Annotated in this window: 15 protein-coding genes and 1 tRNA gene; 8 read left to right on the plus strand and 8 right to left on the minus strand. The window is 50.8% G+C overall.

What is annotated here, in order from left to right:
• The first annotated feature begins 3 nt into the window (after positions 1–3).
• Together SAR116_RS08975 and SAR116_RS08980 are read left to right on the plus strand one after the other, a co-directional pair.
• A complete protein-coding gene (locus tag SAR116_RS08975; RefSeq protein ID WP_013046610.1) occupies positions 4–1,092 on the plus strand; it encodes a 4-oxalomesaconate tautomerase in 1,089 nt (362 codons plus the stop codon).
• Positions 1,089–2,066, plus strand: a complete 978-nt coding sequence (locus tag SAR116_RS08980; protein WP_013046611.1) for a D-2-hydroxyacid dehydrogenase family protein — start codon at positions 1,089–1,091, stop codon at positions 2,064–2,066. Before SAR116_RS08975 ends, SAR116_RS08980 begins: the two co-directional genes overlap by 4 nt.
• On the opposite strand, the gene SAR116_RS08985 is transcribed toward SAR116_RS08980, so the two are convergent.
• Both SAR116_RS08985 and SAR116_RS08990 read right to left on the minus strand, forming a co-directional pair.
• Positions 2,063–3,142: an AbrB family protein gene (locus SAR116_RS08985; RefSeq protein ID WP_013046612.1), complete on the minus strand. Its 1,080-nt coding sequence runs from the start codon at positions 3,140–3,142 to the stop codon at positions 2,063–2,065. The two genes, SAR116_RS08980 and SAR116_RS08985, sit on opposite strands and share 4 nt — an antisense overlap.
• Positions 3,143–3,850, minus strand: a complete 708-nt coding sequence (locus SAR116_RS08990; protein ID WP_013046613.1) for a GntR family transcriptional regulator — start codon at positions 3,848–3,850, stop codon at positions 3,143–3,145.
• 92 nt (positions 3,851–3,942) lie between these two features.
• On the opposite strand from SAR116_RS08990, the gene tcuA reads away from it, so the two are divergent.
• The gene (tcuA, locus tag SAR116_RS08995; RefSeq protein ID WP_013046614.1) at positions 3,943–5,355 is read left to right on the plus strand and encodes an FAD-dependent tricarballylate dehydrogenase TcuA; all 1,413 of its coding nucleotides are present in this window, start codon (positions 3,943–3,945) and stop codon (positions 5,353–5,355) included.
• On the plus strand, positions 5,352–6,494 hold the full coding sequence (gene tcuB, locus SAR116_RS09000; protein WP_013046615.1) for a tricarballylate utilization 4Fe-4S protein TcuB: 1,143 nt from the start codon (positions 5,352–5,354) through the stop codon (positions 6,492–6,494). The genes tcuA and tcuB overlap by 4 nt, the downstream gene beginning before the upstream one ends.
• Positions 6,495–6,733: 239 nt before the next feature.
• On the opposite strand, the gene SAR116_RS13945 is transcribed toward tcuB, so the two are convergent.
• Both SAR116_RS13945 and SAR116_RS09010 read right to left on the minus strand, forming a co-directional pair.
• Positions 6,734–7,204 carry a DUF6538 domain-containing protein gene (locus SAR116_RS13945; RefSeq protein WP_013046616.1) on the minus strand — a complete coding sequence of 157 codons (471 nt, stop codon included), beginning with the start codon at positions 7,202–7,204 and terminating at the stop codon, positions 6,734–6,736.
• A 90-nt stretch (positions 7,205–7,294) separates the two neighbouring features.
• Positions 7,295–7,369: transfer RNA gene (locus SAR116_RS09010), tRNA-Gly, on the minus strand.
• 130 nt (positions 7,370–7,499) lie between these two features.
• On the opposite strand from SAR116_RS09010, the gene SAR116_RS09015 reads away from it, so the two are divergent.
• Positions 7,500–8,762: a site-specific integrase gene (locus SAR116_RS09015; protein ID WP_013046617.1), complete on the plus strand. Its 1,263-nt coding sequence runs from the start codon at positions 7,500–7,502 to the stop codon at positions 8,760–8,762.
• Positions 8,759–9,949, plus strand: coding sequence for a site-specific integrase (locus SAR116_RS09020; RefSeq protein ID WP_013046618.1), 1,191 nt, complete (start codon positions 8,759–8,761; stop codon positions 9,947–9,949). The genes SAR116_RS09015 and SAR116_RS09020 overlap by 4 nt, the downstream gene beginning before the upstream one ends.
• On the opposite strand, the gene SAR116_RS09025 is transcribed toward SAR116_RS09020, so the two are convergent.
• Both SAR116_RS09025 and SAR116_RS09030 read right to left on the minus strand, forming a co-directional pair.
• On the minus strand, positions 9,946–11,787 hold the full coding sequence (locus SAR116_RS09025) for an ATP-binding protein (RefSeq protein ID WP_041860886.1): 1,842 nt from the start codon (positions 11,785–11,787) through the stop codon (positions 9,946–9,948). The two genes, SAR116_RS09020 and SAR116_RS09025, sit on opposite strands and share 4 nt — an antisense overlap.
• Positions 11,784–12,809 (minus strand): SIR2 family protein, encoded by a 1,026-nt coding sequence (locus SAR116_RS09030; RefSeq protein ID WP_013046620.1) that lies wholly within the window; start codon positions 12,807–12,809, stop codon positions 11,784–11,786. Before SAR116_RS09030 ends, SAR116_RS09025 begins: the two co-directional genes overlap by 4 nt.
• Positions 12,810–12,981: 172 nt before the next feature.
• Between SAR116_RS09030 and mobF the strand changes: the two genes are divergently transcribed.
• Complete coding sequence (gene mobF, locus SAR116_RS09035; RefSeq protein ID WP_013046621.1) at positions 12,982–16,038, plus strand: MobF family relaxase; 3,057 nt, start codon at positions 12,982–12,984, stop codon at positions 16,036–16,038.
• Positions 16,035–16,532 carry a hypothetical protein gene (locus tag SAR116_RS09040; protein ID WP_041860887.1) on the plus strand — a complete coding sequence of 166 codons (498 nt, stop codon included), beginning with the start codon at positions 16,035–16,037 and terminating at the stop codon, positions 16,530–16,532. The genes mobF and SAR116_RS09040 overlap by 4 nt, the downstream gene beginning before the upstream one ends.
• A 38-nt stretch (positions 16,533–16,570) precedes the next feature.
• On the opposite strand, the gene SAR116_RS09045 is transcribed toward SAR116_RS09040, so the two are convergent.
• The gene (locus tag SAR116_RS09045; protein WP_013046622.1) at positions 16,571–17,071 is read right to left on the minus strand and encodes a DNA repair exonuclease; all 501 of its coding nucleotides are present in this window, start codon (positions 17,069–17,071) and stop codon (positions 16,571–16,573) included.
• A gap of 4 nt (positions 17,072–17,075) precedes the next feature.
• Positions 17,076–17,399: a hypothetical protein gene (locus SAR116_RS09050; RefSeq protein ID WP_013046623.1), complete on the minus strand. Its 324-nt coding sequence runs from the start codon at positions 17,397–17,399 to the stop codon at positions 17,076–17,078.
• Positions 17,400–17,452 lie beyond the last annotated feature (53 nt).

Genomic DNA, 17,452 nt, shown 5'->3' on the forward strand with positions numbered 1-17,452 from the left:
AAAATGCAAACAGGAATTCCTTTCATTTTCATGCGCGGCGGTTCATCGCGTGGTCCTTATTTCAATCAGGCGAATTTGCCAGAGGATCGTGATACGCTAAGCGAAGTATTGCTGGCCGCAATAGGGTCGGGTCACCCGCTGAATATTGATGGTATCGGTGGCGGTAACGCGGTCACAACAAAGGTGGCGATGCTGTCACGCTCGCATGATGACTGGGCTGACATAGACTATTTCTTTGCCCAAGTCAGTGTCGAAGACCGGCTGGTTGATTACAAACCGACCTGCGGCAATATCATGACCGCGGTTGGTCCGGCAGCATTAGAGATGGGATTGATGCCAATGACCGAGGGTGTCACAGAAATCAGGATCAGGGCGGTGAATACGGGCGCCCGCGTAGTGGCCAAAGTTCAGATCAGAAATGGTCAGGTAACCTATGAAGGCGACGCCAGCATAGACGGGGTACCGGGCACCGCCGCACCGGTTGAGCTGAATTTCATGGATGTTGCCGGATCATCAACAGGGGCGTTTTTGCCGACAGGAAACCTGCAGGATGAATTTGACGGCATTCCGGTTACCTGTATGGATGTGGCCATGCCAATGGTGATTGCGAGGGCAGTCGATTTCGGGCTGAAGGGCACAGAAAGCAGGGACGAGCTTGATGCCAATAAGGATTTCTTTGCAAAGATGGAATCGGTGCGTCTGGCGGCTGGCCTGGAGATGGGACTTGGCGATTGTAGCCAAAGCGTGACGCCAAAATTTGGTCTGGTCGCGCCTGTTGCCGATGATGGTGCCATTGGAACGCGCTATTTTATGCCATGGTCAACGCACCCGACAATGGCTGTTACTGGCAGCCAATGTTTGGCGTCATGCGCTTTGACACCGGGTACGGTAGCTGACGGGATGATGGCTTTGCCTAATGAACGTCCGGCGCGTGTTACATTGCATCATCCAATGGGCAAGATGGAAGTCATGGTCGATTTCGATCTTGAAGGGGAAACGTTTAACCATAAATCTGCTGGCATGGTGCGTACCGCACGAAAGCTGGCCGAAGGAACATTATTTGTGCCAGCCAGCATATGGGGCGGGGCATGAAAATAGCCATTCTTGACGATTGGTTTGATACGTTACGCAACTTGCCATGTTTTGCAAAACTCGGCGGTCTGGATGTCACAGTTTTCACCGACCACCTAGCCGACATAGATGCCCTGGCTTCGCGATTGAAACCGTTTGACGCCATAGTCCTGTTTCGTGAACGCACGGCCATACCAGCCAGTTTGATTGCGCAATTGCCGAATTTGAAACTCATTTCGCAACGCAGTGTCTATCCGCATATCGATATCGAAGCCTGTAGCGCCCATAATGTGCTGGTATGTTCGAATATGCATGCGGGGACGCCATCCTTTGCGGCGTCCGAACATAGCTGGGCACTGATCATGACGGCAATGCGTGATATCCCGCAACAAATGGCAAGTCTGCAAAATGGTAACTGGCAGATGGGTGTGGGCAAATCGCTGCATGGACGTTGTCTTGGGCTCTATGGTTATGGGCGCATTGCCAAACAGGTGGCACATTATGCCGCCGCATTTGGAATGGATGTGCAATGGTGGGCATCCGAAGATGGGCGAGAGCGTGTGCGGGCAGATGGCCAAAACCTTGCGGCCAGTCGGCATGATTTTTTTGCTACGTCCGATGTGGTCAGCATTCATGTCCGTTTAAAGCCTAACACCATAGGGATCATAACCGCGCCTGATCTGGCGGCAATGCGCGCCGACAGCCTGTTTGTAAATACGTCACGTGCTGGTCTTATCGAGGCGGGAGCGTTACGCGCTGCGCTTGATCTGGGCCACCCCGGCAAAGCCGCGATTGATGTGTTTGATGAAGAGCCCATTACCTGGCGTAATGATCCCTTGGTTACGCATCCCCGTTTAATTGCCACCCCACATATTGGCTTTGTGACTGAGGATGAATTTGAAATTCAGTTTGCCGATATCTTTGACCAGATTGTAGCCTATGCTCAGGGTGAACCCATCAATATGATCAACCCCACCGTTTGGGCGCACGCCTAACCCTTGCCAAGGCGTGCAATCATCAAAGGCATACTGAGGAAAATCAACATGACCCTGATAGTGTGATGAAAAGCGATAAAGGCCACATCAAAACCAAAAATTAACGCCAGTAACGTCACCTCATAAAGGCCGCCAGGGACAAAGGCCAACCACATCGCCAAAAGGTCTGCATCAATCACCATCGAAATGCAAACAGCAACCAGAATATATGCAGTCAAAATCAATGTTGTGGTGGCGAAGGCATCTTTTACATAAGTCAGCAATTCACGGAATGGCACCCGTGCCAAACGTGCACCAACCGCACCTCCAATAACCACCTGTGCCAGAATGACAAACTCATTAACACGCGGAATTTCCAGAATGCCGATCATGTGCAGGGCTGTACTGAGACAAAGTGGACCAAGCAAATGTGCCATTGGCAAACGCAACAACCGTGCTATCAGATAGCCAAATAAAGCTGTGCCGAGAAAAGATAATAGCTTCTGCCATGACAGATCGAAAAGGCTCGGCATTGCCTGTAAGGCCGTGTTCGATGCATAAACTGCGTCCTGCCCCTGAACAAATCCAAGCAATAATGGCGTCGTGCAAAATACGATAGCTACCCGTATCAAATGGAAAAGGGCGACAACATAGTCCTTTTCCACCAAGTCGCGTGCCACAACTATGGCTTCGGCCTGTCCACCCGGAATACTGCACAAAAAGGCTAGTTGTTTGTCATATTTGCGCACGCGCCGTAAATAAACAAACCCGATGGTGGTAACGGCAATGGTTGTGATCGCCATGATGGTAACAGTCACAAACCATTTTTCCAGATTAGACAGAATATCAGCGGTAAAATTAGACCCAATCAACACCCCAAGACCAAGGATTACGGGAATGTGAATCCAGCGTGCGACACCCATCCGGTTGCTAATTTGTGGAATGCTGGCACCGACCGCCCATACGCCAAATAGACTGCCCATCAGATAGGGTGCCGGAAACCCAGCATATAGAAAGCCGATGCCAGTTCCCAATGCGACTACAAAGGTCAGAGCCATCTTAGTGATATCAGCCCATAATTCGCCGCGCGTGATCATTTAGTCTATTTCTAGATTTTGTGATGTGCTTAATACGGCCAGTCGCGCTTTCAGGGCTTGGCGTAGGTGCTCCTGCGTAGCTTCTTGAGCCGCATCACCATCGCCACTTATGATAGCAGCGGTGATGGCAGCGTGTTCACTCTGGATAGAGGCACGGCGTTCCGGCAGGCTGTAGGCTGTAGCCCCAAGCAAAACCATTAATCGTGACAATCTTTGCATGGTCTCCAGCAAAAACGGGTTGCTAGCTGCGTTCCAGATCACAAGATGAAATTTGGCATTGTGCGCCGCCAGAACGCTGGGTGACGCATCCGAATTGATTAAGGAAATTTCGGTACTGGCAATCTGTGCAATCAAATCTTTTTCTGGTCTGCTGGCATGAATTGCCGTCAACCGTGCCGCAAGCCCCTCTAGATGTGCGCGCAGTTCATACAGGGATTTTATATCTGACCAGTTGAGCTTGCGCACACGCAGGCCATCTGCATCGACATGTAGTAAATTCTCAGCCTTTAATGCGGCAAGAGCTTCACGAAGCGGTGTCCGGCTGATATTCAATTCGGCAACAAGCCCGGTTTCGGTTAGCCGCGTTCCGGGGGCTAGACCGCCCGAATTTATCGCCGCAACAAGCATATGACGTAACCGCAAGGCCGCGGGCATGTCATTGCCATGTTCCTGAGTGACCTGATTTCCGATTTTATCCCAATCAACCACTGTCTTTCCTTGACTTAACACGCCGATTATTAATATGCATACATATGTATACAAAGAATAGCATAACAAGTTCAACCCCTAGGGAACATGCAATGTCTGAGCGCTGGGATGTTTTGATTATCGGTGCTGGTAATGCTGGTATCTGTGCCGCCATAACGGCGGCTGAAGCGGGGTGTAGCGTTTTGGTGCTGGAAGCTGCACCACGTGATATGCGTGGAGGAAACACACGGCATACGCGCAATTTACGAGCCATGCATGACGAGCCAACCGATGTTCTGACCGACAGCTATTCCTTTGAAGAATATTTTGAAGATTTGATGCGCGTCACCAAAGGCGTGACGAATGAGACGCTGGCTTCTATTACGCTTAGGCAATCGGATGATCTAACGCAGTGGCTGGTGGCGCGTGGTGTCAGGTTTCAACCAGCACTTTCAGGAACCCTGAACCTAGGCCGCACCAACGCCTTTTTTCTGGGCGGGGGGCGTGCGATGTTGAATGCGTTATGCCGCCATGCTGAATCACTTGGCGTCACTATTCATTATGATACGCCTGTTGCTGCCCTCACTATCGACGACGGGTTTTGTCATGGTGTTGAATTATCGGGCAGTGACACGGATATTGTGCCGCAAATAATTACGGCGAAAAAAATCATTACTACAGCTGGGGGATTCGAGGCTGATTTGGACTGGCTGGCCGAAGGCTGGGGAGATGCGGCAAAGAATTTTCTCGTTCGCGGAACACCATATAACAAGGGTGTGGTGCTTCGCAGTCTGCTGGATCAAGGTGCCAAGATGGTGGGTGAACTTGATCAATGTCATGCCGTGGCCATTGATGCACGGGCACCAAAATATGATGGCGGCATTGCCAGCCGGATTGATGGCGTACCTTTTGGCCTGGTTTTGAACAAGCATGCGGAGCGATTTTATGATGAGGGTGAGGATTTCTGGCCAAAACGTTATGCGATCTGGGGGCGTCTTGTGGCGACACAGCCCGATCAGATAGCCTATGCCATTCTTGATGCAGATGGGGTGAAACGCTTCATGCCGTCAGTTTTTACACCTATCACCAATGACACTATCGAAGGGCTTGCCAAACAGATTGATCTAGCCCCTCAAGCTACTCGCAATAGCGTCGAAGCTTTCAACGCCGCCTGCCCTAAAGGGCCGATTGACCAGTCAATTCTGGATGGCAAAGCAACAAATGGCCTGAGTCCCGAAAAGACAAATTGGTCAGCGCCAGTTATTAAACCGCCTTTTTATGGCTTTCCGTTGCGGCCGGGCATTACCTTTACCTATATGGGCGTCGAAGTGAATGAAAATGCGCAAATCCTTATGCAGAATGGCACGCCAACAGCGAACCTGTATGCGGCAGGTGAGATCATGGCGGGCAACATCCTTGGACAAGGCTATCTGGCGGGTATTGGCATGACGATTGGGGGCGTCTTTGGTCGCATCGCTGGTCAGGCTGCGGCGCGCTCTTTGAATAAAGTGGGATTAGTTGAATGAATTTATTCCAGCTCATAAATGATACAAATATAGCTTCATCTGCGGCGCATTTGGAAACAAGCCGCATCATGCAAATCTGTAATGCCTGTCGTTATTGTGAAGGATTTTGTGCGGTCTTTCCTGCGATGGAACGCCGCCGGACCTTTGAAGAGGGCGACACGGCATTTTTGGCCAATCTCTGTCATAATTGCGGGGCGTGTTATCATGCCTGCCAATATGCGCCACCGCATGAGTTTGCTGTGAATGTGCCACAGACATTGGCTGACAGGCGGCTGTCTTCCTATACAGATTATGCGTGGCCAACGCCATTGGCTGGGCTGTTTTCGCGTAACGGCCTTGTCGTCAGTATCATCTGTGTGATCGTATTTTCGATAGTTGTGGGCGCCATGCTGGCAATGATTGCCCCGCATTTGTTCTGGGGTGTTCATCTTGGAGAAGGAGCATTCTATCAGATCATGCCGCATAGCGTCATGGCGGGTATTCCGATGGCTATAATGGCGTTTGTCATCATGTCTCTGGTGATTGGCTGGCGGCGCTATTGGCGGGAAACGGGTGCTGTCTGGGGTGGTATGCCGAGCCTTGCTGATGCTTTCCATGCCGTGGCGACGCTGCGCAATCTGGGCGGTGACAATTCCGGCAATGGCAGTGGCTGTTCAGCTGTCGATGAACGTGCCAGCAATGCCCGAAAATGGTTTCATCATCTGACTTTTTACGGCTTTATGTTATGTCTTGCATCGACCTCGCTTGCCACTTTGTATCATTATCTGTTGGGGTGGGAAGCACCATATGGATATTTCGAGGCGCCAGTCATTCTTGGAACTGTCGGTGGTGTCATTCTTTGTATTGGCACTGCCGGTCTATGGCGGGAAAAACGCCGCGCCGCGCCAGCCACTTTATCGCTGGCCACCATGGGTATGGATTATGCCTTTATCTGGTTATTATTCTGGGTCAGCATGACCGGACTTATTCTGCTTGCGGTGCGCGAGACAAGTTTCATGGGCGTTGCGCTTGCTGTGCATCTTGGCCTTGTCTATGCTTTTTTCCTGATCATGCCCTTTTCGAAATTCGTGCATGGTTTATATCGCTTTGCAGCCTTACTTGCCGATGCAGGTGAACGCCAAGTTGCTTCTAGATATTGAACAATGACTATCTGTTTGACGAACGCGCTCAGGGAAATCAGGGCGATTAGCAAGCGCGTATAGATGCTTGCGACTAATGCCAAGAATAGCTGCCGCTTCTCTTGGGCGAACCAGAGTTTGATTGGATAGTGCGCGCGCGTACTCAAGAGCGCGTGACAGGCTATTTTGATTTTTATAATTAGACATTTCGAATTGCCTTCTAACAGTGCGTTAGAGGCAGTTCCAAAGTGCACATGTCTCTAACGCTGATTAACGTTATGAGACATCGCCCTTTGCCACTTGCAGTGCCGAGTGCTGTGGCCTTCCTGTGGGGATGTTAGATTGTCATGACCTAGGCATTCTTCAAGATAACGGATACTACGTTTTGATACATCATAGAATAGTTTTGTCTTACCTCCGCCTTTTAGTCGGTGATAGAGCGCCAGTGCGTCTGACAGTCTGTACTCACCAGTCGTGCAAGGCTTGGTTTCCTGCAGAACTTTAAGACCAAGCTCACGAGAATATATCATTTCCATCCGCAAACTATCCCAATAGCTTTCAAGCCTATCAGACAGAGCGGCGGCAGACTTGGCAGCTTTTGCTTCAGATTTTGTACGAAGTGAAATCTCGATCTTCCGCTTATTGAAGCGGTGCTGAAGATCAGAGGGGATTGATCGAGAGACGTAAAAGTTTCGTTTCGCTTGTAAAAGTATGCCGGCAACCTTACCCACACCATAGGAAATCAAACACCTGTTCTAAAACGTTAAACGTTTAGAAACAGTCACTTGAACCTTGGCCCGGGGACCTTTGATCTAGGAAACTGGAGCGGGTGAAGGGATTCGAACCCTCGACCCCAACCTTGGCAAGGTTGTGCTCTACCACTGAGCTACACCCGCGCGCACCCCTATTTTAGGGGGGTGCTTAAGCATCTGTTTTGTTAACAAAATTTATCTCAAGCCTAACCAAAATGGGGTGATTCTGGGGGTATTATTTCCCCAGCGCCCATCACAATAAGGTGGGATAAATATGCTAAAACGTAATCAAGTTCCAAAACAAACGCATATAAATCGCGAACCGCTGGATGCTGGTATAATCCAAGCGGTGACGCCACGCAAGAGACAAATTAAGCGATCAGCTTGTGATAACCCCGGTTTTTATATTCATGAGCCGTTTATGGAAGCCGGATGTTCAAATAAGTATCGGGTTTTTAGCGTTGCTTTTCGACATAAGGGGCGGCGCTTCAGCAAAACCATTGGTCATGATGGTGACATGACCGTGGCCGAAGCGCGCGCGATTGCCGCTCAGATTATCGGCGATGTGAAAACGGGTCGTTGTCACAAACCGATCACGCCGAAGGAGCGGCGCTTCGAGGTGTTTGCCGAAACATTCTTCAAACGCTACGGCCATAATTGGAAACCGGTGACGCTGGCGGGAAGCAGACGGGCTTATGAAGCCTATATTGTGCCGTTCTTCACGGGCATGGATGTTCAGACCGTCACGCCTGAAAATGTCCGACGGTGGTTCGCCGCGTTGCATGACAGGCCGGGGGCGGCGAACCGGTCATTGGCATTATTGTCGGTGATGATGCGCGAGGCCGAACGCTATGGTTATCGCGACGCAAACACAAACCCCTGCAAAGGTATGCGCCGTTATCGGCTCCGGAAACAAGAACGCTTTCTGAGTGATGATGAATACCGGCATCTGGGGCGTATGCTGGCGGCGCAGGAATCCGTCACGCCATTAAGGGTGGCCATGATCCGGCTGTTGCTGTTGACGGGATGCCGCAAGTCAGAAATCCGCACGCTGAAATGGTGCTATTACCGAAACGGCCGCAATGGTCGAAAGCATCTGTTTTTACCCGATAGCAAGACCGGTCAAAAAATGATTTATCTGTCCGATCCGGCCAGGGCTATTCTGGATAAAATACCGCGTAAAAGCGCATGGGTGTTTCCAACAACGATCAAGCGCAAGCGCGGGCGACCCCGCAAGGATGCGGTGCCGTTCTTTGATATAGACTTTTGGAATATATTTAGAACCCGCGCTGGGCTTGATGATGTGCGGCTACATGATCTGCGGCATTCCTATGCCAGCCTAGCGATCCGCAATGGCGTGTCACTGGTGACGTTGGGGCGGTTGGTGGGGCATGTCGATCCAGAAACAACACTACAATATACGCATCTGACGGATGGGGCGCTTGGCGATGCGGTAGAGATAATCGCACAATCCTTCCTTGATGAGGATGTGGTCGAACCTGATAAGGCTCTCTTCGATAAAGCAGGCACGTCATGAAGCGGTGCAAAAGCCTGAGTGATGATCTGGTCGCCCGCCTGCCAGCCGCATCGAATATGAAATCGCGTGAATATACAATATATGACCGTGCGGTTTCGGTGTTTGGTGTACGGGTGCGTGATACGGGACATAAAAGCTATATTCTGATGACCAAGCGCAAAGGACGCCCCCTACGCATGACGATTGGTGCGGTGCAACATATGACGTGCGATGCGGCGCGGCAACGGGCTCTGGATCATCTTGCCACGGATTGTGGTGCGTCCTCTGATCCAGCTATCACGCTTGGCGCGTTGGTTGCGGGGCGATGGCATGATGAACATTTAATGCGGTGCAAGCCATCGACCCAGCGCACATATCGCAACATGCTACAAAATCAGCTGATCCCCAATTTTGGTACGATGCAACTGGATGCGATCACGCGTGAGGCGATTGCGGACTGGTTCGACAGGTTCAGCCAGACCGCGCCGGGCAATGCCAATCGCGGGCTGATCCTGTTGAACCAGATCCTTAACTTTGCCGTGCGACATGGCTTGCTGGCGAGGAATGTGGCGGCGGGTCTGACCAAGAATAAGGGCAAAAAGCTGACCCGTTTTTTATCAGGTGAGGAGCTAGCCAGACTCTATCATGTGATGGATGAACATGTTGCCGATTGTCCGCGTACAGAACGCAAACAGGGGCGTGATATTGTGCGGTTATTGATCCTGACCGGATGTCGCAAAGGCGAGATTTTGCGCCTGCGCTGGGATGAGATTGATGGTGATCGATTGCGTCTCAAAGACAGTAAAACCGGACCGCGCGAGGTGCATTTGTCACTGTCAGCACGCGCCATATTAGACCGCCATAAAAGAGCTACGCGAAGCCATGCAGGGGGGCATGGGAGCCAATATAGAGACGGATATGTTTTTCCGTCAAAGATATGCCCGGATCAACCGATTACGAGCATTGAGAGCTTTTGGTATGCGGTGCGCCAGCGCGCCGGACTGGATGACGTGCGGCTGCATGATCTGCGGCACACATTCGCCAGCCATGCGGTGATGAGCGGCGTGCCGCTGCCAGTGGTGGCGCGATTGCTTGGGCATTCCAAAATCAGCATGACGATGCGCTATGCCCATGTCGGCGATGCGCAAGCCGCAGCGGCGGCGGAACTGGTCGGCGCAAGAGTGGCGGAATTGCTGGATGTACCCTAGTCGGCCTTCAACAAATCAGCGAAGGACAAGGTGGAACTTTTCGGTCTATTGCTATCTGGTAGTAGCCAGATTTTAAGTTTCATCGGCATTTGTGTGGCCACACCGCTGAATATGCAGGTGCCGACTGGAAGGACGGGTATAGATTCTTCGGTTAGTTTGTCGATGTAAGAAACCGCCTTGGATATTGCCCGCAGATCACCTTCATTGATCAGTCGGTGGATAAAATAATTATGCGCCTGCGACGTAATGGTGGGTGATATATCGCTGGGGCGCTGGCTGGCGATTGTAACAAAAGTACCAAATTTGCGGCCTTCCTTTATGATCTCTTCAAAGGTTTCCAGACGATAGCTTTTCCAGCTTTCGGCTTCACGCGAAGACTCGGTTGACAGAATATTATGAGCCTCGTCGATTACTATCGACAGAGAGCCTTGGTCCACATTGCTCTTTTGATCCTGATAAATTTTGCGACACACCAGCAGAGGAATGGTTTTCTTCATTTCCAGATTGACGTCATTCAGCGAGATGATCACCACATTTTTGTCAAAAAGAGAGTCCTCGGAATTAGGATCAAAAATTTTCTCGATGTCGGCTTGTTTACTTTTCAGTTTATTGATAACCGGCGCTATATGCTCATTTTGTGCACGATTTGACAGGACGTCATAAATCAATTGAACGTAACAAATGATAATGAGGGTCGATAAAATGTCGTTAGCAGGTGTAAAACTTGATGCTGCATGAAATGCTTTTGTTTGCTCAATATGGTCAGGTTTGGAATGAAAGAATATGTTGTTGTTCGACTTAAGCATGAATCCTTCTGATTTATTGTGCCACTCAAGATCATCTGTTAGTGCTTGCTCGCCATTCCCTTTTTCATCAGAACGCAGAATTTGCGAGAGATAGTCTAACAATAGGAAAGCCCGATCCTTGTCGGCCATTTGTAAAATTTGTTGCACTTGCAGTGTCAGAGTGTTTCGGAGGTAACAAACCGGATCTTCAGACTGAAAAATTTTGTGATAGAGACCAATTGATCGCCGTAGGAATGGCTTTTGCGTCTTCTCGGTCGCGTCTGCCAGTATCGAGATCATTTCAAGATTCAGCAGACTGTCAACATCAAGCGGAATTTTCCGGCCATTATCATTGCGGGTGGACAGATTGTAGATTGATTTCTTGGTGGTTAGGCAATCATCCCTTGAATATTCCCCATTGAAATCGAAAATGATCACTCTGCATCTTTTAGTGAAGTGATCGCTGTTTTCTGTCTGCATGCGTTTTATAAATGCCTGATAAAGATGAGCCAATGTGTTTGACTTCCCGCTACCCGTATTTCCGAAAATGGCAATATGGCTGTTCATTAACCCGTCAATAGGAAGTTCAATTTTGTATTTTTCGTAGGCTGTTTCTCCGATTGTGATGGAAAGATCACCTTCTTGTTTCAGAAGGTTGTGGATTTTCTGAATGCGATCCCGCGTCGGGACAAAAGCCTGATTACCTATCAGGGGAAGTTCCGACGTGCCCCCAGTAAACATGCCCCGATTGTTGATGAAGCCAACCAGCGAGACTTCCAGTTCTCGTTGGAAGAGTCCGTTATTGGCTCGATCCGTTTTCTTGGAGCCGTCCGGTTCGGAATGTTCTCCATCCACCTTGCCAATCAGTGTCAAAAATCCTTTCTTCATCTCCACATAACTGCCGACAGCGACACTCTTTACCAGATCACCATCAAAGAATATGTCTGGCAGGTTTTTGGCCTTGTCCATCCTGATAGATACCTTGCGGCCACTGACCCCCGTAACCTCCCCAATCCGAAGTACCGCTTCCTGATTCAGCCTATGATCAGTCATGTATCGGAACCACGGTGAGGCATTATGGCACCGAGTATGGAAATGAATGTTTTGAACTTAATCTTTTGCTTATTGATCGGCGTGATAATAGTGACGTTTCTATGAGCCTCAAATTTCTTCCTATACTTCTTAGATTCATCTTCATTGAACGCGAAGATCAGAATTTTCAAAGTGGGGTTTCTAAGTGCTCGCTTTGTAATATTAAGGATGTGCTCGTCATCAAAAGAAAATCCTAAGACAAGAAGCACGGAATTTTCTCGATCCAGTGCATTGGCAAAAATTCGAAGTAGATCGTAATAGGTGCCTTCAAGCAGCGTCTTGTTGAACTTGTTTAGATTCGGAAGAATAAGTGCGAGCTGTTCCAAGGCACTACGGATGCCATCGGCGTCCGTCTCCTTTATGCTAGAAAGCTCAATCGCGGTCTGTCTCAATTTGACGGAGTTTTCGATGATGCTCCATGAAAGTGACCCATGAAGCTTGCACAGGTTAATTGACGGCATCTCGGCAGAGTGGCCATAGACCGATGATGACCGATAAACCCTGTCGAAATACTTTTCTGGTGTGAAAGGAACAGGTTTGCCTAAAGGTACGTTCCGATCAAAACCATCATTCAGGATCAGAGACGGAACAATGGTGCAAGCGTGCTCGATAAACAGATCGTAATTGGTCGAGAAGATCGTGGCCTGTCTGGGAAGAAGTGGAGTCTGGCGCTTGAAAAGAATGTCGTCAAGAAGTTTGAGAAAGTTGACATAGGTTTCGAATGTGTCGCCGCTTGACTGATCAACAGCTACCATGTCTCGAATGAATTTGAAGGCCTCGAGGTTTGCTTTTTCATCTTCTCCTGCTTCCAAATTTTTATTTATAGTTTTCTCGATATTGCCGAGGACGTTTATGGCTGGCCTCGAGGTACCCGCACCAATCAAGAAGTTAATGTTTCCAGATTGGATATAAGGCGAAATAGCGTCACCGAGGCACTTTACGCACTCATTTTCAGTTACATCAATGTTGTAAACCCGTGTCATGCACTAGAAACTAGAGGGTATAGTATTAGTATGTCAAACACTTGATTTATATAAGAAAACTATAATTTAAGAGTAAGATTTAACTGGTTCAATTCTTTTTGTACTGTTAATCTATGATACTTAACTTAGAGAGGTATCCATGCCACCGATTTTCCCTGCGGGGATATAGCCGGTGGTTGCCAGTTTTTCATCATTAGGGTCTGCATCAGCAACCACGGGCTATTTTGAAAAAGACGGCTATTATGCACGCGATGATCCGGAGCATCGGCAGGCGAGTTTCTGGTATGGACGCGGTGCCGAAGAACTTGGCCTTGCCGCCCCGCGTGATGACCCGGACGCCCGCGCCCGCCATATCGATGCCGAAGACTTCCGATCCATCCTTGAGGGCTATGTGCCGGATACCGACATCCGCCTTGGTCATAAGCGCGATGGTGAACATAAACACCGCCCGGGTTTTGACCTAACACTATCGGCGCCGAAATCGGTGTCGCTGGCGGCGTTACTGCATGGCGATAAGCGGGTCATTGCGGCGCATGATGCGGCGGTCAAAGCGACGCTCGATCATGTTGAACAAAACTATCTGCAAGTGCGCATTCACGACCCTGCCACTGGCCGTAAGCCGCGTTTTAATGCCCCGCATTTGATCGCTGGTGTGTTCCGGCATGAGGCAAGCCGTAATCTTGATCCACAGCTTCACAGCCACGCTGTCATTGCCAATATGGTGCGGGATAATGAGGGCAAATGGCGTTCCGTTGAACCAACCGAGATATTTCAGAATAAAAAGCTGCTTGGGGCGTTCTACCGCAATGAACTGGCGGGCAACCTGATCGAACTGGGCTACAAGCTCGATCCGTTGCAACTTGGCACTATGCAGTCCTTTGAGATATCCGGCTATGACAAGGCGTTGCGTGATGCCTTTTCCACCCGCCGTCAGGACATTCTGAAATATATGGATGAACGCGGATGGGAGAAAAATGAGAAGATGGCGCAGCGCGCGGCGCTGATCACAAGAGGGCGCAAGAATGAACCCGACCGTGCTTTAATGCATGCGCAATGGGGCGAACGGCTGGCCGAATTACAACGTGACGGTATAGGGCTTGGCATCACCACCCCGCGCCGGACAGCGGCATTGGCCGAACGGGTGGCGGCGATGAACACGCCCGATATGCGTAATGAGATAGCGCAGGGCGCACTGGCCTGGGCGCTTGCGCATCTGGAAGAACGCAAAACCGTATTCACGCATCCTGAGCTGGTTGCAACGGCTTTAAGTCAGACACCGGGTAAGACCGGACTGGATGAAATTGAGACGGGATTGACCGGTCTTAAGAATTCGGGCCGTGTGATCGACGCTGTTATCCCCGATCGGCGATCTGATCGGGCTATGGCCGTTTTGACCACGGATCGCGCGATTGAGACTGAACGCGATATTCTGCAACGGCTTGAGCATGGACGTGGCGGCGGCGGTTCTGTCCCTGTCACACGTGATCTGGAACAGACACTGACAAGCGGGCAACTAACATCCGGACAGCAGGATGCGATCCGCACTATTTTGCAAAGTGATGACAAAATCATTGGCATTCAGGGGCGGGCGGGTACAGGTAAGACGCATATGCTCAACACCGTGGTTGATCTTGCCGAGGATGCCAAAATTTTCGGCTTGGCACCAACGGCCTCGGCCGCGCGTACGCTGGAAGCCGAAGCACAGATACCCGCCGGTACGCTGCAAGGGTTTTTAATGCGTAATGCTGGGCTTGCCGATGGCAGTATGGATCCGGCGCGGGTGGCGACGATCAAAGCCAGATTAGACGGTGCCATCATTGTCGTTGATGAGGCCTCGCTCGCCAGCGCGGTGGAAATGCGTGATCTGCTACAGATCACTGACAAACTTGATCTACAGCGTCTGGTGCTGGTTGGTGACACACGGCAACTGAACGGTGTTGGTGCGGGTGCGCCTTTTCGGCTGATGCAACAGGCGGGCATGGAAACGGCCAGTATGCGTGACATTGTACGCCAGCGTGATCCGTTGCTGAAAGACGCCGTGCATGAGGCCAGCCTTGGGCGCGGCGAAGCGGCGCTGGAGATGCTGAAAGAGTCAGTGATCGAAACGGACAAACAATCTTTATCCATTGAAGCGGCGGAACAATGGCTGGAGCTTGGAGATGACGAACGTGCGGCCACTTTGCTGGTGGCACCGATGCGTCATCAGCGCGATGAGATTAACGAACATATCCGTGAGGCACTGGTCGATGATGGCACAATTCATGGTGATGTGATGGAGATTACGCGGCTGGATTCTTATTGTATGACGCGCGCACAAAAACAGGATCCGGCAAATTATCAGGCAGGTGACAAAGTGGTCTTCGCCGTTGACAGCAACCGGACTGGCCTGAAGGCAAATGAGATATATACCGTTGCCGATCATGATGAACGATTTGTCACACTCGTGGATGGTGATGGTGAGATGCGCTGCTTTGACCCTGGTGGCGGCATCGTCACCCGCCGTGATATAGCATCACGGCTTGATGTGTTTGAACCGGTGGAGATGTCACTGCAGGCGGGCGATCATATACGCTGGACGCGCAATGATAATGCGCGTGGTTTGATTAACGCCCGGCAGGCAGAAGTGACAGACATCACATCCGAGCAGGGCATCCAGTCGGTTCATATGCGTACCAATGATGGGCGCACCCTGTCACTGGATCACGATGATCCGCAGCTTGGCCATTGCGATTATGCCTTTGCCAGCACGGCACATGGCGCGCAGGGTCAGACAATGGACAGGGTGATCGCGGTGATGGACAGTGACCATGTCGCGCTTAGTAACCAGAAGACCTTTTATGTCGAGATCAGCCGCGCGCGTGATGAAGTGACCATCGTGACCGATGACCGGCTACAGCTTGCCGACACGCTGGCAAGCAACAGCGGCGAGATGGCCTCGGCGCTGGAGGCGATTGGTGAGGTAACGACAAGAGAGGCACCAGCGGCACCCGCCCTTGATGTGAACCATGACAGGGTAACAGATATCGCTACTGCCGAAATGACGCCCACCGAACCAATGCTGGAGCGGTATGACGAGCCGCCCCCACCAACGCATGAGGCTGAATATGGTGAGACGGTTCGGCATGAACCGACAAGCGAAGACGGATCAATTGTTACGCGTGAGAGAGAGCCGGAGCCGACAGAAGAAAAAACCAAGGAACGAGACATAGGCATGGAGATGGGGCTGTGATCGGGGACGCGCTGGAAGCAGTCATACAGGCATTGATCCAGTTAATATGGAGAGTCGGCTTTATGATCTTTCTGCCAGTTCTCGGCCTCTATTATACGCGCTGGCACAAGCCGCTAATTGTGGTGCTGCTGCTGATACCGGTGCTGATGGTATCAATTGAAGTGCATCGGCAGTGGCTCACGGACAAGCATCGTTTCGTGACGGCCTACGTCATCGCGAAGACCGAGCATTTGCCGTTCATCTATCATAATGAACGATCTTTTCCCGATATTGTCCTCGGCCTCAACTTTCCTGACGAATGGAAGACCTATGGTGACGCCAGGGTAGCATTGTTGCAGTCACGAGGTGGCCGAGACTACTGGACGGTGAGATATTTTATTGACTGGCAATGGGGCAAGGCCATTCAGCTTAATTTGTGTTTCATCGCGCTTGGCTACGTCTATGGCGCATTTTACGCGATGCTCGCGGCCCGGGCGGCGCTGCGGGAGCACTAGCCTCAAATCTGGTTCTCCTCAAAATATTCAAGGCGTCCTCAAAGACGCATCTTACGCATGAGGCGTTCGGTAAAAGTCCGGTGTTTGTTCGGGTCATCATTCGCGGCGAGCAGCAGACGGAGCTGATGTTCCTGCGCCGTGTTGATCTTCGCCGCCCTGTCCGTTTCGATGGCAAGCGTCTGAAGAATACGGCGTAATTCGGCATGGAGTGACTGAAAAACCTCCTGCGCCTGCGCGATCTCGGTTGATTGCGGGTCCGGCTGGTCGGGATCCTGTTCAGCCACAAGCTCCGTTTTCAGACGATCAAGCACCCGTTCGATATCCGTCAGGCGGTTCGAGATATTCACCGTAAGCGCGGTCTGTTTTTCTGCGCTATAGTCCTTGTTGTTTTCATCCTCGTTGCGAACATAGGCGTCTGCCGCGTCTTTCAGGAAATGCGAAACCGACAGGCCGCGTTCAGTTGCCCATTCTCTGATTTGTGCCATCTCAGAGGGCGTCATCGAGATGGAGGTTCTTTCGGGTTTCGTCCGATTCTTCATCACCCTAGAACCCCAGTTGCCACGCGTTGATCCGCTTCTCCACCTCGGCGCGGATCGCTTCTAGGCGATCTGTGTCGCCGCGCCGGGTCATATTCTCTTCGGTAATTTGCATCAGAGTCAGCACTGCGTGAAGCTGATCCCACTGCGCAGTTTCCGGCAATGCAGATTGGTCTGCATCTGTCGTGATTGGGGATGGCGTGAGTACCCGTTGCAGCACAAAACGCGAGATCGGCATGCCGGCCACCCGCGCCATCTCCGTGACCGCTTGCCATTCGGAATCTGTAGCCGAAATACATCTGTTTTTGCGTTTGCGGTTTTTGGTATCCATAGGAGACTATATGAGGCCGATGGATATTTTCTCAAATCACGAAATTGTGATTA

The organism is Candidatus Puniceispirillum marinum IMCC1322 (assembly GCF_000024465.1).
GTDB classification, from domain to species: domain Bacteria; phylum Pseudomonadota; class Alphaproteobacteria; order Puniceispirillales; family Puniceispirillaceae; genus Puniceispirillum; species Puniceispirillum marinum.